Origin of the sequence: Paenibacillus paeoniae (genome assembly GCF_003388735.1) — a bacterium.
Taxonomy (GTDB): domain Bacteria; phylum Bacillota; class Bacilli; order Paenibacillales; family Paenibacillaceae; genus Pristimantibacillus; species Pristimantibacillus paeoniae.
In genome coordinates, this window is record NZ_QUBQ01000001.1 from 75,144 (window position 1) to 88,819 (window position 13,676).

Below are 13,676 nucleotides of genomic sequence, written 5' to 3' on the forward strand. Positions count from 1 at the left end.
GTTGCCCAGCCAGACTTTTGGTTCCAACCATTAGTCCGACGGGAGCAAGGCTTATTTTCATTTCACCTTGTCCTCTACATTCCCCAGATTTATCGTTTATTAATAAATCGATGATATGCCGATAACAAACTCCCCCTATATTATTCGTATAGACGTCTAGACGAATTAAGGGGAAGGAGAACGACTTGAATAAACTGATTACAGGCTCCAAATACGCCATATTGGCAGTTGTGCTGCTGAGTACGCTATTCCCGGTGTATTGGATGACGGTCATCGCCACGCAGGCTGACAGCTTGGCGAAGGTCTCTCTGGTGCCGAGCGCCCCTACTTGGAAGCACGTGATTAGCATCTTCACAGTGGAGCGTTATATGCTGCCGCTGGCGAACAGCTTTATGGTTACGGCAGCATCATTGCTCATTGTGCTAGTGTTCGGCTTATCCTGCGCGTATGTGCTTGGGAGAAGAAGCTTCCGCGTAAAGTTCCGCAATGCGCTGCTTGTATGGGTTCTTCTCGTTCGCGTGCTGCCGCCGATTGCCTTTGCGCTGCCGCTGTACATTTTAATGAACGACGCGGGCCTGCTTAGTACGAAACTACCAGTCATCCTTGCACATGTTCTCATTAATTTGCCGTTTGTTATTTGGTTTATGTTGGCTTTCTTTTCCGGTGTCCCCGAGGAAATTGAAGAAAGCGCCAGAGTTGACGGGGCATCTGAATTCACGATTTTTGCCAAAGTGATTGTACCGCTTGTTGTGCCAGGCATTGCCGCGGTGACGATTCTGTCTTTCATGGATTCATGGAATGAATATTTGTACAGTGTCATCTTCATTCAAAGCCCTGACAGCTTCACGGTGCCGCTGAAGCTTGCGACGCTTAACAGCGAGCAGGAGCTGACCGAATGGGGCAAGGTTGCGAGCGGAGGCATGATTTCGATGATTCCCGTACTGCTCACAGCTGTATTTATGCAGAGACACTTGATGAATGGGTTGACCGCAGGAGCGGTAAAAGAATAGGAGGAGAGATGAATAATGAAAAAAGGAATTGTGGCATTGCTTAGCGTTGCATTGATGACGGGTATGCTGGCAGGCTGCCAGAGTAAAGGAAATGACAAGCTTGTTATAGCGGCCAGAGGCGGGTCGCACGTAGCAGCTATGGAAGCGGTCAAGGCGACATTCGAACAGGAGCATGGGGTGAAGGTTGAAATTATTGGCCTGGAAGCTGCCGACCTGAAGCAAAAGATTGCGCTGGATGCCAAAAACAAGAAGAGCGCCTACGATCTCATTATGGCCGATGATCCATGGATGCCGGAGTTTAGCGAAGCGGGCATTTTCAAGAAGCTGTCTGATCTTGGCGTTCAGGCCGATCCGGACTTTGAGGAGTCCTCTCTTGCGCTAGGCAAGCATCCTTATGGCACGGGTGAACAGTATGCATTGCCATTCTCGGGAAATGTGCAACTATTCTTCTACAACAAGGATCTATTGGACCGCAATGGGGCTACTGTGCCGCAAAGCTGGGAAGAGGTGCTGCAAAGGGCGGAAAAGGTGAAAGGGAGTGGTTCGGCCGGCTATATCATCCGTGGTCAACAGGGCAATCCCATTGTATCTGACTTCCTGCCTATTTTTTGGGCGTATGGCGGACAAGTGTTTGACGATCAGTGGAAGGCAACTGTCCATTCCGAAGCTGGCGTGAAGGCGCTGAATACGTATAAGAGCTTGCTTGCTGCAGGTGAAAATTACGAAACGACAGATATTGTAAGTGCAGTATCTGAAGGCCGCGCAGCGATGGCGCTTGGCTGGCCATCCTGGTTTATTTCGGGTGAAGAGGCAAAGGCTGATTACGCGCCAATTCCGTCTAAAGGGGATGCTGACGGCCAGCCAGTGGCAACCGGTATGATCGGCAACTGGATGATGGGCGTCACAGCGAACTCTCAAAACGCCGAGCTGGCCGCACAGTTCCTGACCTTTATTACGAGCAGCGACTCTCAGAAGCAGATGGTGGCGCATGGCGGAGTGCCGTCTAGAAAGAGCGTCTACTTAGACAGTGAGCTGTCCGCGAAATACAAGCATTTCCCGGTTCAATTGGAAGCACTGCAAAATTCCGTGGCCAGACCTAGAACGACGAAGTGGTCCCGTGTGGAGGAAGCGCTTGGCGCAGAGCTGTCGGCAGCCATTGCGGGTACAAAGTCGGTGGAGGCTGCGCTTACTGCGGCCAATCAAGCCATCGATCAGGTGATGCAATAAGGTTCATTCTATAGTGAAGGAGTGGAATGAGCTTGCATAGTAAGCGACGCTTTCAATGGTTGATGCTCACCCCTGTATTATTGTTATTGTTCGGACTGACTGTTTTCCCGTTTATGTATACGGTGTCGAACAGCTTTACCGATTATTATTACCTGGCTAGTGAATCCAAGGAATTTGTAGGACTGCGCAATTATGTGCAGGTGCTGCAGGATGAAGTGTTTCTCCAGGCAGTCTGGAACACGGTGAAGTTCATGCTGCTTGCCGTCACAACCGAGACAGTCCTTGGACTAGCCATTGCTCTGCTGCTGGAGAGTGTCAAAAAAGGATTGCGTTTCTTTCGGGTTGCTCTGCTCATTCCCTCCTTGCTGCCACCGGTAACGGTGGCGCTCCTGTGGCAAATGATGCTGAGCAATCATAACGGCATTATTAATCATATGCTGGCCTTTTTCGGAGCGGGTCCGTTTAACTTTTTAATGGACATCAACACAGCATTTTATGCGATTTTGCTCATCGATATTTGGCAGTGGACACCGTTTGCCTTTCTGCTGCTCTACGCGGCGCTGCAGGCTGTGTCGAGGTCGCAGTACGAGGCGGCGCTGGTGGACGGAGCGGGTAGAATCAGCACGTTTATTCATATTACGCTTCCAAACATATTGCCTAGCCTGATGCTTGTTATTCTGTTGCGTACGATTGATTCGTTCAGACTGTTCGATAAGGTGAATATTTTGACAGGCGGGGGTCCGGCCAATTCGACTACAACGATTACGCAATACATTTACAGGCATGGCGTATACAATTTGCAAATCGGTTATGGAGCGTCCGCATCGATGATTATGGTACTGCTGGTGCTAGCTTTTACCGTATTCTACATCATGCGGTCATTGGGAGGTAAGCGCTATGGGCGCAACCATTGATTTTCTGAATGTGGGCTTTGGGGAATCGACTGTCATACGGTTGGAGCATGGCGATGAGAGCTTTTGTCTTGTTGTGGATGCGGGTGACTCCTTTGTGGGAGACGGCGCGCGTCGCTGCAGTCCCTCCGACTACGTTCGGGAATATGCCATTAGTCATATTGATGTGCTTGTATTGACTCATTTCCACAGGGATCATATTGGGGGCGTGTTGTCATTGCTTGGAGGGGTAAGCATCGGCGAGATACGGCTGCATGTAGAGCTGCCGCCGGCGCTGATGTCGGTTGAGCTGAATCGTTATGACACCCCGATGCTGGCGTCCTTGTCTATGTATGCCGAATTGCTGCATAAGGCGAAAGAGATGTGCATTCCCATCTGCAAGATGACCAGAGTGAATACACTGGAGTTGGGGGAAGTGGCCTTGACGTTTCTGATGCCTGACCCAGCCAAGCTGATGCAACTGGAGCAAGGACTTACCTCGCTCGATCCAGCGAGGCTGGACGAGCAGCAGGATATGCTGGGCTGGATTGATCGCCAGCTTAATGAAACGGCAATGGCTCTCCTTGTTCGCAGCAACGATGAGCCGGTAGCGCTGCTCACTTCAGATGTCGGGCTGGATTTCTGGAAGCCGTATGAGGCAGAGATTACGGGTGTGTGCTTGATGCAGGCTCCTCATCATGGTGATCGCCGCAGCATATCGGAGGAGCTGCTGGACAAGCTTGCTCCCCGCTATATTGTTGTTAGTGCAGATGACGAGGGTACCTATCAGCTGCCGCATCTCGAATTTGATCAGTTGATTCACCGCTGTACAGATGCCAAGCTGGTGTATACAGAAGCGATAGGCACGACACATCGCATCATACGAATGGATATTAGCAACCGAAGATTGAATTTAATCGATTAAGGGAATGTGATAGCATGGACATAACGAGTTGGACCCAAGACATGGAGCATTGGGTGGAGCAGGTAGCGGCGTATCAGCGAGATGCGGCACAGCGGCAGTCGCTTGATATTAGAACCAAAGGACAGGATACCGACTATGTAACCGATGTCGATATCCAGTCCGAAGCCATGCTGATTAGCTTCATCCAGAAGAGGTATCCTGACCATAGCATTTATTCGGAGGAGAAGGGACGGCTTGAGCAGGGGAGCGACTATTTGTGGGTGATCGATCCCATTGATGGGACGACCAACTTTATTCATGGTTTCCCTATGTCCTCCATCTCCATCGCTCTTCAGTATCAAGGTAGTACGGTCGTTGGCATGGTATGTGCTCCAGCGCTTAATATGACATTTTATGCTGCGAGAGGTCGCGGCGCCTACTTGAATGGCAAGCGAATACATGTCTCAGGTAGAAGCGATCTGACCAGCAGCCTGCTGGCTACCGGCTTTCCCAATGATCGTACCCGCAGCAAGCTGAACTTGCCTTACTTTAGCCGAATGAGCAGCCTGGTATCGGGCATTCGCCGGACGGGCAGCGCGGCTCTCGATCTATGCTTTGTGGCCGCTGCATGTTTGGACGGGTTTTGGGAATTTGATCTGAACAGCTGGGATATGTGTGCCGGCGCTTTGATGATCGAGGAGGCGGGCGGAGAGATTCTGCAACTGGAGGTTGGAGGTCATAACCTGCTCCTATGCAGCAATTCGCAGCTGCTGGAATCGCTGAGGACAGCGCTTCTGTCAGAGGATGACATTTAGAGGGATGGAGGGTATCGGCATTGGCGAGCTATTTGCACATTAAACAAGAAATTGAAAAAATGATAGATAATCGGCTGTGGAAGATCGGACAAAGACTCCCTGCTGAATATGAGCTGGCCAAATACTTCAACGTGAGCCGAGAAACGCTGCGTGCGGCAATCAAGCTGTTGGAACAGGAGGGCAAGCTGTTCGTTAAGCATGGCAGCGGTACGTTTGTCATCAAGCCGTTGCCGACAATTCCGAGTCGTCTGGAGATGCTGCAGAGCACAGGTACGATGATCAAGCTCGCCGGACTGACCGAGGATGAGAGCAAGGAAGAAATCGGAGAGGTTGCTTGCACGCGGGAATGGGCGGCGGCGCTTCATATTGCTGAAGGAGATCCGGTGGTGAAGATTGAGCGTGTTCGCTATGCGGACGGGGAAGCGGTGGCGTATTCCATCAATATTATTCCGAAAGAGCTTGTCGGCGATTTGTTTGAACGAATGGATTTCACGGGATCGCTGTTTAGCTTTCTGGAGGATTCCTGCAAAATTCATATCGCCAGAGCGGATACCGAGATGGTCGTCCCTCTTAAGCAGGATAGATGTGTACAGCGGCTGCAAGTTGATAAGGAAGAGGAGACGCCGATTCTTCTTATGAAGCAGCTTCATTATAATGAGCAAAACAAGGAAGTTTTGTATTCCTACGATTATTTGCGCAATGATATTTTTCAGTTTTGGGTACGAAGGGAACGGAAGTAGCCTCCCGAGGCACAGCCAGGGGCAGAAGTCAGCTGCTTACTGTCTGTACTTTCTTTTATATACAAATGCAGTCCCGCAGTCCGTTAGAGATCTGTTCTAACGGGCTTTTTTGCTGCTGAATTCTACGTCATACTGTCTCATTTGAAATATAGGTAGATTGTAATAAATGAATTGAAAATCAAATAAAAATGATGAAAATACAATGGATTCGTTATGTAAGATCGCTAACTAATCCTGTAAACTATAATTCGCTAGGCAAAAACTCGCTTAGTCCAGATCATTTGATCTGAAAATGATAGATTAGAGGTGCAGTCAGAATGAACAGAAAAGCAGCTTCAGCCTCACAGAGTACCGGGATGGTTGCTACCATCAACCGTCTCCCATGGGGAGCATTACTTGCACTGGCAATGGCGGGATTTATCTGTATCCTGACCGAAACGCTTCCCGCTGGCCTATTGCCTCAGATTAGCGCCGAGCTTGGCGTGTCGGAAGCTTTTGCCGGCCAACTCGTCACTTTATATGCTCTTGGCTCGACCTTGGCAGCCATACCGTTAATTACGGCTACACGCGGTTGGCGAAGACGACCATTATTGCTGTTGTGCTTGCTTGTTTTTCTTGTATTCAACACCCTCACCAGTTTATCTTCCAACTATATTCTGACGTTGGTTGCCCGTTTCTTTGCTGGGGTGGCAGGCGGTGTTGTATGGGGAATAACTGCAGGATATGCACGCCGCATGGTGCATGAATCCCTGAAGGGGCGTGCGCTCGCAGTCGCGATGATTGGCGCCCCGCTCGGACTTCTACTAGGCGTCCCGCTTGGAACATTTGTTGGAGGGATCGTTGGATGGAGGCTTGTTTTTGGAATCCTGTCTCTATTGGCGCTTCCACTTATCCTTTGGGTGCTGAAGGCGGTTCCGGATTTTCCGGGGCAGGCTGCAGAAAAACGGCTTTCACTTGTTAAAGTTTTCATGATGCCTGGAGTACGCTCAGTTCTATTTGTCGTCTTGCTTTGGGTGCTTGCGCATAACGTTCTCTATACCTATATTGCGCCGTTCCTTGCGCAGGCAGGACTTTCCGATCGAGTGGACTTGATCCTGCTCGTATTCGGAATGGCTTCCTTCATTGGAATTTGGGGAATTGGCATGTTAATTGATCGTTGGTTGCGGGGGCTCACATTAGCTAGCCTAGCCGGCTTCGCTGTAGTATCTGTACTGCTGGGGATCGGCAGTGATCAACCTGTAGTGATCTATCTGAGCGTTGCGTTGTGGGGGCTGACGTTCGGGGGAGCCGGCACGCTGTTGCAAACAGCGATTGCTGAAACCGCTGGTGAAAATGCGGATGTAGCCCAGTCGATGCTAGTAACGGGCTGGAATCTGGCTATCGGCTGCGGCAGTATAGTCGGAGGCATTCTCCTGGGAACATTAGGTATCGGGAACTTCCCGTGGATATTGCTTTTGCTGCTTATACTTGCTCTAGTCGTTACAGCGCGAGCCAAAGAACATGGTTTCGTACCGCGAAGCAATAGGGAGATGAAATCTAAATAAAGGACAATACAAGAAATCCGGTTTGTGTGCCGGATTTTTTGTCGTATTTGCCTGTTAATTCAAATTGGCGAGTCTGCTGACCTCTTCAGAAATAAAAAACTTATGATCAATAGGCGAAGACATCACAATTAAAACGGTATACGTCCCGTATTTATTACACTTGTTTGTAAATGTTTCAATGGATTGTATCGAATCGGTAACGATTTTTAACATGTAATTATATTCTCCGCTTATACGATGACACTCCACCACTTCCGGAGAGGAGCGGCAGAAATCAAGAAAAGCATCGCAATCCCTGGTATGAAACAGCGTATAGGCTGCGGCTTGCTTTCCAATTTTTTCGGGAGATACGATGGTACGATATTGTTCGATGACTCCTTTTTCCTCCATCCGCTTTACTCTTTCCGTTACAGCCGGTTGGGACAGGCCGACTTGCTTGCCAAGCTCTGTCATGGAAATTCGCGCTTGATGCTGAAGATGGTACAAGATGTTTTGATCGATTTGATCCATTGAATGCAGCTCTCCTTTAAAATTAAGGTTAAATGGATTAAGGGTATGATTTTCATTGGCTAGTTAGCTTTATTTTGAAAAAGTTTATGGTATTTCGATGAAATTCATTATGATTATAAATAGTATACCTTAGAGTAAGCAACAGCATGAAAGAAGTTATTCGTCTTCTGTTGCAAAGATAAAATGATAGATTAGAACTAATGTGCTCGCAGCGATGGGCAAATCTTTCACGTATGAAGGGGTATTGAATTATGGAGCTTGCTTTTAACAGGATCGAAACCGACCAACAGTTTAAAGAAGTGGCCGACATGGCTTCGGAGATATGGAATGAATATTATTTGAGCCTGATATCGCAAGAGCAAATCGACTATATGCTGGACAAATTTCAATCAGTTGCTGCTATTGCTGATCAAATCATTCATCAGGGGTACCAATATTACTTTGTTACGGCGAATGAGGAAAACGTTGGCTATATAGCGGTGCAATTGCAACAGGACAAGCTGTTTTTGAGCAAATTTTATATGTTGAAGCAGCATCGCGGTAAAGGTTATGCCAATCATGCGATGGATTATATAATCGGACTGGGCAAGGAACACGGCTTAAAGAGTCTATGTCTTACCGTAAATAAAGGGAATGAAGGTTCCGTTGCGGTGTACAAGAAGAAGGGATTTATTATTGCGCGGGAGGAAATTGCCTCAATCGGACAAGGCTATGTAATGGATGACTTTATTATGGAAAAAGCGATTTTATCTTAATGACTAAATGAAGAATCTAATCGATCGAATATATGAATCAGGCTTGTCTCATAGTTGAGAACAAGCCTTTTTTTATTGCTCATCGCGACCATTCAACATAGTCAGCAAGGCTGTTGTTTTATCGGTTTAGTTCCCATCACAAGAGTCCCATTTGATTATTTGAAAAAACGGATGCTAAAAAGAGGCAGTGAAAAGCGGCTTGACGAACGATAAATTCCAAGCTACTATTAAGCAGTCATTTACTAAGTTAGTAAATTAGTAATTTAGTAAATATTAAATGCATCAAATCGGAAAAAGAAATGAGGGAATTAGATGGAAATACCCACAACGTTCATGCATAAGCCTGTTGTTGTGTCGGAAAATGATGAGATGGTGGACGGCCGATTGACCGGAAACACGGATGCGAGAGGTCTTTCTTTGGGGTTAGCTCAATGGAACGATAGAGGGAAAATCGATATTTCGGCCAAGGTTTGGAGATATACGGGAGAGGAATGGTCAAGACAGTCGGAAGAGCTGCCACTCCATCGCGTTCTTGATTTGTCCATTTGATCTGTCGGACCCTCGTACATTTTCAGGAAGCTTATCGACATGAGCATTTGTATGATTCAGAGCAGCCGGTTATTGACCGTATTGCCCTTCAAGGGGATGCGATGTCTGTGGCGATAGCTGCGGACAATGAGAGAATTCATGAAGACATTAAGCTGTTCAGCCAGACTCTTAGCGATGATGCTGAAATAATCGGCGAACGTCTGCGCACCTTAACAACGATATTACAGGATATGGGGTATTAACATGTTTGCCAATCGTTATGTTCGAACTATTATTTTTTCCCGAGTGCTATTGCAATTGGGCATTTGGATCCGGAATTATTCCGTCCTTTTATTTGTTACCGAATTGACGAATAATAATCCGGTTTATGTATCACTGATTTCGGTCGCGGAATTTTCCCCGATCTTTATATTCGGCTTGATTGGCGGGACCTTTGCCGACCGATGGCGGCCGAAGCGGACCATGGTACGGAGCGATCTGCTGTCTTCCTTGTCTGTTATCGCTGTACTTCTCGCCGTCATGAATGGGGGATGGATTGCACTGCTTATCGGCTCCTTTATTTCCGCCAGTTTGTCGCAATTTTCTCAGCCTTCGGCCATGAAGCTGTACAAACGACATGTGCCCGTTGAACAATTGCAGGGCGTAATGGCGATGTCCCAAACGGTTGTGGCTCTCTTTACGGTTTTGGGTCCGGTTATCGGTACGTTTATTTTCATTCAATTTGGCATTAACGTATCTCTGATCCTTACGGCAGTCCTATTTCTGGGGTCCTCGCTTATTCTATCCTCGCTTCCACGCGATGGAGAGGAGACAAGATCCGTCGATTCAGGAGGGTTCATGAAGGAATTGACGGCCGGACTTCGGTATATCGGGTCCAATCAATCTTTAAGGACGCTATGCCTGACTTTCGCTGCTGTCGGATTGGCTTCCGGTCTGACACAGCCGCTTCAGATCTTCCTTGTCATTGAGAAGCTGGGACAGGATAAACAGTTCCTGCAGTGGCTGGTCATGGCCAATGGGGCGGCGATGCTGGTGGGCGGAGCGCTCATTATGGGAATCGCCAAAAAAGTGAAGCCTCAAGTATTGCTTATGGTTGGCTTGCTCATTTCGGCTATTTGTACAATAGGGATCGGTGCGTCAACGACAATCTGGCTGACCATTGTTCTACTGGTCATTAGCGGTTTGGTGTATCCATGTATTCAAGGCGGAATCCAAACGCTGCTTGTACGGAACACAGAAGGGTCCTTTATTGGCCGAGTATCCGGCGCGATCATGCCTGTGTTTATGGGGATGATGGTTACGGGTATGTTCATTACCGGCTATCTGAAAGAGTCTCTTTCCCTTCTGACGGTCTATGTTGTGAGCGGTGCTTTAACGATTGTCGGTGCGACGTTGCTGCTTCCTCTTGTCATGGTGAAAAGAAGAAAAGCGGAGCAATAGGAGGGGAATGGAATGACTGAATTTGAACTTCATCCTTTGTCACCGGAGAGACAACTGAGTGAAGCAGAGCAACAGCTTGTTTGGAAAAAGCCTATATCTCATAAAGAAAGCCACGAAGAACGGCGCGTTAGCAATGAAATAAAACGCAATTGGAATCGCGGGGAAATGAGAATTGCCAACATTTTGTTGGAAGGTGATGCAGGCTCTGGTAAAACGCAGCTAGCCAAAGCGTTATCGGCTAATTTCGGATTGCCCTATACGAAAGTAACCTGTTTTGCGGATATGGATAAATCGGATATTATCGGCGCCATTTTGCCTGTAATTTCTACTGAGCGATTGGAGAAGCTGGAGCTTGCGGACCAGGCTGCTTTGAAAGCTCTATATGGAAGTGATCGTTTCCAAGGTGCAACTGAAATTGTGAGGGATGCATTAGGAATTACAGAGGAACAAGCAGCCTTAAAAATGAAGCAATTGCTGAGGCTTGCGTCGGAGAATAGCGATGGCGAAGCGGTAGAGTATCGATTTTACCCATCGGAGATCGTCAGAGCTTATCAAAACGGTTATTTATTGGAAATCCAGGAGCCAAACGTGATTCGTGACGCTGCCGTACTGATGGCGTTGAATTCTGCTTTGGAGCTGGATGGCAGCATCAATCTTCCCACTGAAATGATACGCAGACATCCGGATTTCATAGCCGTTATTACAGCAAATCGAAGCTATACAGGGGCCAGGCCGCTTAACGAAGCGCTGCGTGATCGGGTTCAGCATTCGGAGAAGATGGATCTGCCGACCAAGGAAATGATGATGGAGCGTGCGATGTCCAAGACGGGTTTTTGGGATGAATCGGTATTGAGCCTATTAGCAGACAGCATAATCATTATGGACAAAGCAGCCCGAGCTAATGCGATCAAAGGCGTCGCTGGAATGCGCTCACTTTTTTACTGGGCCGATGCGGTTGCCGGAGGGGCTTCCGCCAAAGAATCTCTCTATTATAAGGTCATCTACAAAATGACAACCGATCCAGAGGAAATCATAATATTGGAGGAAGCCCTCGAAAAGCATGGTTTAATAGCGGCTTTAGAGAATGCGACGAGTGTAGTAAAAAAAAACGAAAAAGTAACGATGCCATAGAAATCAAGACGTGGGGAGATATAGACGTCGCTGATTTAAACCATGACAAAAGCGTGGACGAAGAGGGGATCGTACTAAAACAGTCTGCCGATAGTGAAAAAAGCTCTTCTCTTGTATCTGATGATTCCACCCATATGGAACGTTCGGATGGAGGCGAGGACGGTTCTCCCCACTATCATCAGGCGAATCCCGAGTCTTTGTCAGAGGATGCAAGGCAAAAAGAGCGTGAATTCCGTAAAAAGCTGAATCGCAACGCAAGGGAAGTTGTATCTGACACAATTCACGAGAAAGTAAGGCTTATCGTTCATCGGCCTGATTATGATCAACAAAATCAGCAGGACTATGTCCGGCTAAGTAAGGGACTTATACCGATTGTACAGGGTATGGCCAGAGGGACTCTTCCGCTACTGAAACATGAGACGTCTTCTGAATTCGAGAGGAATCGTTATTATGGCAGCAAATTTCAAGCAGACAGCATTGCATACAGGGATTACCGATTTTTTGCCAAAAAACGTCCTCCAACCGACTCTCCTACCCTGGTGGTTGGTCTTAGAGTGGATGAATCCGCATCGATGTCCGCTTCTGGAAGATTAGAGGCAGCCAAACGAGCTGTAATCGCGGTTTATGAATTTTGTCAGCTTTGTCATATTCCCATACTAATCTACGGCGATACGGCGGATGTCTCCAAGATGGAGCAGATGTCGATCTACGCATATGCCGATTTTGATAAAATAGGTGTCAATGATCGCTTCAGGCTGATGAGGATTCAAGCAAGAAGCAATAATCGCGACGGCATGGCTCTTAAAATTATGGCGGAACGATTAGTTCATGCACCGCAACAGACTAAGCTGTTGATTAGCATCAGTGATGGACAGCCGAAGGCAATGGACGATTACACGGGAAGTTATGCCATTCAAGACATGCAGCGAACAATAGAGGAATACGAACGGAAAGGGATTACCTTTCTTGCATCCGCTATCGGTCAAGACAAAGACGTCATCAGTGAAATCTATGGTCATGAGAAATTTTTGGATATTACTAATTTGAAAGAGCTTCCTGCAAAATTGGTTCGAATAATCGCCCGGTATTTAATATGATCTTAACTATTCATTAATGAGGATGGGGAGGAAAAGATATGGATATGAATAAACGCAAGGAACTGATTGAGGAATATAAGCAAATAAAGACGTTTATGGGCGTCGCCCAAATTAAAAACAACGTCAACGGGAAAATCTACATCGACAGCTATCCCAACTTGAAAAACAAATGGTTCACCCTGCAGATGCAGCTGGATATAGGAAGATTTGCAAATGCTCAATTACAGAAGGAATGGAAAGAATACGGGGCCGATGCGTTCTCGTATGAGGTGCTGGAGCAGAAGGAAATAGACAAAATAACCGACATGCGCTGGGAGCAGAAGCAAATCTTAAAGCCGTGGCTAGAGAAGCTGCAGCCCTATGGAGACAGAGGATATAATAAACCTCCAAAGGATTAAATGAATTTACCCGTTAACCGTCCATTGAAGATTGGCGGGTTAGAGCGAATTGACTATCGATGGAATCCAAGATAAGATGAAACCGTCGTTTAGTAAATAAGTAAATTCGTACAAGGAAAGAAGGGGAAAGATGAAAATACCTACTACCTTAAAGCATAAACCTGTCGTCGTTTCGGAAAATTATGAGAAGGTCGACGGACGATTAGCCGGAAATACGGACGCAAAAGGTCTTTCTCTGGGATTAGCTCAGTGGAATGATAGAGGAAAGGTCGATATATCGGCCAAAGTATGGAGATATACGGGTGAAAAGTGGTCCAGGCAATCGGAAGAGCTGCCGCTCCACCGCGTTCTGGATTTGTCCATTCTGCTTTGCAGATCGCTGGCTCATTTTCGTGAGGCCTACAGATATGAGCATATGTATGACCCGCAGGAGCCAGTGATTGACCGGATCGGTCTGCAAGGAGACGCCATGTCTGTGGCGATCTGTACGGACAATGAAAGAATTAATGAAGATATTAAGCTGTTCAGCCAAGTTCTGAGCGATGATGATGAAATGATCGGAGAGCGTTTGAGTACGTTGTCCAAAATTTTAAAGGATATGGGATACTAAATAAAAACACCTTCGTTTGAAGGTGTTTTTATTTGTCATGTGCGGACGTTTCCGTT

At 47.2% G+C, this 13,676-nt stretch carries 14 protein-coding genes and 1 pseudogene; 14 read left to right on the forward strand and 1 reads right to left on the reverse strand.

Going from position 1 to position 13,676, the window contains the following annotated elements; all coding sequences use genetic code 11:
- Window positions 1-185 precede the first annotated feature (185 nt).
- The 7 genes from DX130_RS00395 to DX130_RS00425 all read left to right on the forward strand — a co-directional run bounded on the left by DX130_RS00395 (window position 186) and on the right by DX130_RS00425 (window position 7,130).
- On the forward strand, window positions 186-1,010 hold the full coding sequence (locus DX130_RS00395) for a carbohydrate ABC transporter permease (protein ID WP_240643969.1): 825 nt from the start codon (window positions 186-188) through the stop codon (window positions 1,008-1,010).
- A 15-nt stretch (window positions 1,011-1,025) separates the two neighbouring features.
- On the forward strand, window positions 1,026-2,237 hold the full coding sequence (locus DX130_RS00400; RefSeq protein WP_116041964.1) for an extracellular solute-binding protein: 1,212 nt from the start codon (window positions 1,026-1,028) through the stop codon (window positions 2,235-2,237).
- Between the two features lie 32 nt (window positions 2,238-2,269).
- Window positions 2,270-3,151: a carbohydrate ABC transporter permease gene (locus DX130_RS00405; RefSeq protein ID WP_116045601.1), complete on the forward strand. Its 882-nt coding sequence runs from the start codon at window positions 2,270-2,272 to the stop codon at window positions 3,149-3,151.
- Window positions 3,135-4,052 carry a ComEC/Rec2 family competence protein gene (locus DX130_RS00410; protein WP_116041966.1) on the forward strand — a complete coding sequence of 306 codons (918 nt, stop codon included), beginning with the start codon at window positions 3,135-3,137 and terminating at the stop codon, window positions 4,050-4,052. The genes DX130_RS00405 and DX130_RS00410 overlap by 17 nt, the downstream gene beginning before the upstream one ends.
- A 14-nt stretch (window positions 4,053-4,066) precedes the next feature.
- Window positions 4,067-4,846 carry an inositol monophosphatase family protein gene (locus DX130_RS00415; protein WP_116041967.1) on the forward strand — a complete coding sequence of 260 codons (780 nt, stop codon included), beginning with the start codon at window positions 4,067-4,069 and terminating at the stop codon, window positions 4,844-4,846.
- A gap of 20 nt (window positions 4,847-4,866) precedes the next feature.
- Complete coding sequence (locus DX130_RS00420; RefSeq protein WP_116041969.1) at window positions 4,867-5,586, forward strand: GntR family transcriptional regulator; 720 nt, start codon at window positions 4,867-4,869, stop codon at window positions 5,584-5,586.
- A gap of 317 nt (window positions 5,587-5,903) precedes the next feature.
- Complete coding sequence (locus tag DX130_RS00425; RefSeq protein ID WP_116041970.1) at window positions 5,904-7,130, forward strand: MFS transporter; 1,227 nt, start codon at window positions 5,904-5,906, stop codon at window positions 7,128-7,130.
- A 54-nt stretch (window positions 7,131-7,184) separates the two neighbouring features.
- Here DX130_RS00425 and DX130_RS00430 read toward each other — a convergent pair whose 3' ends face one another.
- Window positions 7,185-7,640, reverse strand: a complete 456-nt coding sequence (locus DX130_RS00430) for an Lrp/AsnC family transcriptional regulator (protein ID WP_116041972.1) — start codon at window positions 7,638-7,640, stop codon at window positions 7,185-7,187.
- Window positions 7,641-7,891: 251 nt separating this feature from the next.
- Here DX130_RS00430 and DX130_RS00435 point away from each other — a divergent pair, with 251 nt between their 5' ends.
- From DX130_RS00435 to DX130_RS00465, 7 genes and pseudogenes are all read left to right on the forward strand, one after another.
- Complete coding sequence (locus tag DX130_RS00435; protein WP_116041973.1) at window positions 7,892-8,395, forward strand: GNAT family N-acetyltransferase; 504 nt, start codon at window positions 7,892-7,894, stop codon at window positions 8,393-8,395.
- A 312-nt stretch (window positions 8,396-8,707) separates the two neighbouring features.
- Window positions 8,708-9,186: pseudogene (locus tag DX130_RS00440) on the forward strand (DUF6530 family protein).
- Window position 9,187: 1 nt separating this feature from the next.
- Window positions 9,188-10,384 (forward strand): MFS transporter, encoded by a 1,197-nt coding sequence (locus DX130_RS00445; protein ID WP_116041975.1) that lies wholly within the window; start codon window positions 9,188-9,190, stop codon window positions 10,382-10,384.
- Between the two features lie 12 nt (window positions 10,385-10,396).
- Window positions 10,397-11,515, forward strand: coding sequence for an AAA family ATPase (locus DX130_RS00450; RefSeq protein WP_116041977.1), 1,119 nt, complete (start codon window positions 10,397-10,399; stop codon window positions 11,513-11,515).
- Between the two features lie 134 nt (window positions 11,516-11,649).
- Window positions 11,650-12,612, forward strand: a complete 963-nt coding sequence (locus DX130_RS00455; RefSeq protein WP_116045602.1) for a vWA domain-containing protein — start codon at window positions 11,650-11,652, stop codon at window positions 12,610-12,612.
- A gap of 38 nt (window positions 12,613-12,650) precedes the next feature.
- Window positions 12,651-13,010, forward strand: coding sequence for a GIY-YIG nuclease family protein (locus tag DX130_RS00460; RefSeq protein WP_116041978.1), 360 nt, complete (start codon window positions 12,651-12,653; stop codon window positions 13,008-13,010).
- 130 nt (window positions 13,011-13,140) lie between these two features.
- A complete protein-coding gene (locus DX130_RS00465; protein ID WP_116041980.1) occupies window positions 13,141-13,620 on the forward strand; it encodes a DUF6530 family protein in 480 nt (159 codons plus the stop codon).
- Window positions 13,621-13,676: the final 56 nt, after the last annotated feature.

Excerpts from the sequence above, each read along its gene's own strand:
- DX130_RS00450 (WP_116041977.1), top strand. The coding sequence starts at position 10,397 with ATGACTGAATTTGAACTTCATCCTTTGTCACCGGAGAGACAACTGAGT.
- DX130_RS00415 (WP_116041967.1), top strand. The coding sequence starts at position 4,067 with ATGGACATAACGAGTTGGACCCAAGACATGGAGCATTGGGTGGAGCAG.
- DX130_RS00435 (WP_116041973.1), top strand. The coding sequence starts at position 7,892 with ATGGAGCTTGCTTTTAACAGGATCGAAACCGACCAACAGTTTAAAGAA.
- DX130_RS00430 (WP_116041972.1), bottom strand. The coding sequence starts at position 7,640 with ATGGATCAAATCGATCAAAACATCTTGTACCATCTTCAGCATCAAGCG.
- DX130_RS00400 (WP_116041964.1), top strand. The coding sequence starts at position 1,026 with ATGAAAAAAGGAATTGTGGCATTGCTTAGCGTTGCATTGATGACGGGT.
- DX130_RS00465 (WP_116041980.1), top strand. The coding sequence starts at position 13,141 with ATGAAAATACCTACTACCTTAAAGCATAAACCTGTCGTCGTTTCGGAA.
- DX130_RS00425 (WP_116041970.1), top strand. The coding sequence starts at position 5,904 with ATGAACAGAAAAGCAGCTTCAGCCTCACAGAGTACCGGGATGGTTGCT.
- DX130_RS00410 (WP_116041966.1), top strand. The coding sequence starts at position 3,135 with ATGGGCGCAACCATTGATTTTCTGAATGTGGGCTTTGGGGAATCGACT.
- DX130_RS00460 (WP_116041978.1), top strand. The coding sequence starts at position 12,651 with ATGGATATGAATAAACGCAAGGAACTGATTGAGGAATATAAGCAAATA.
- DX130_RS00445 (WP_116041975.1), top strand. The coding sequence starts at position 9,188 with ATGTTTGCCAATCGTTATGTTCGAACTATTATTTTTTCCCGAGTGCTA.
- DX130_RS00455 (WP_116045602.1), top strand. The coding sequence starts at position 11,650 with ATGGAACGTTCGGATGGAGGCGAGGACGGTTCTCCCCACTATCATCAG.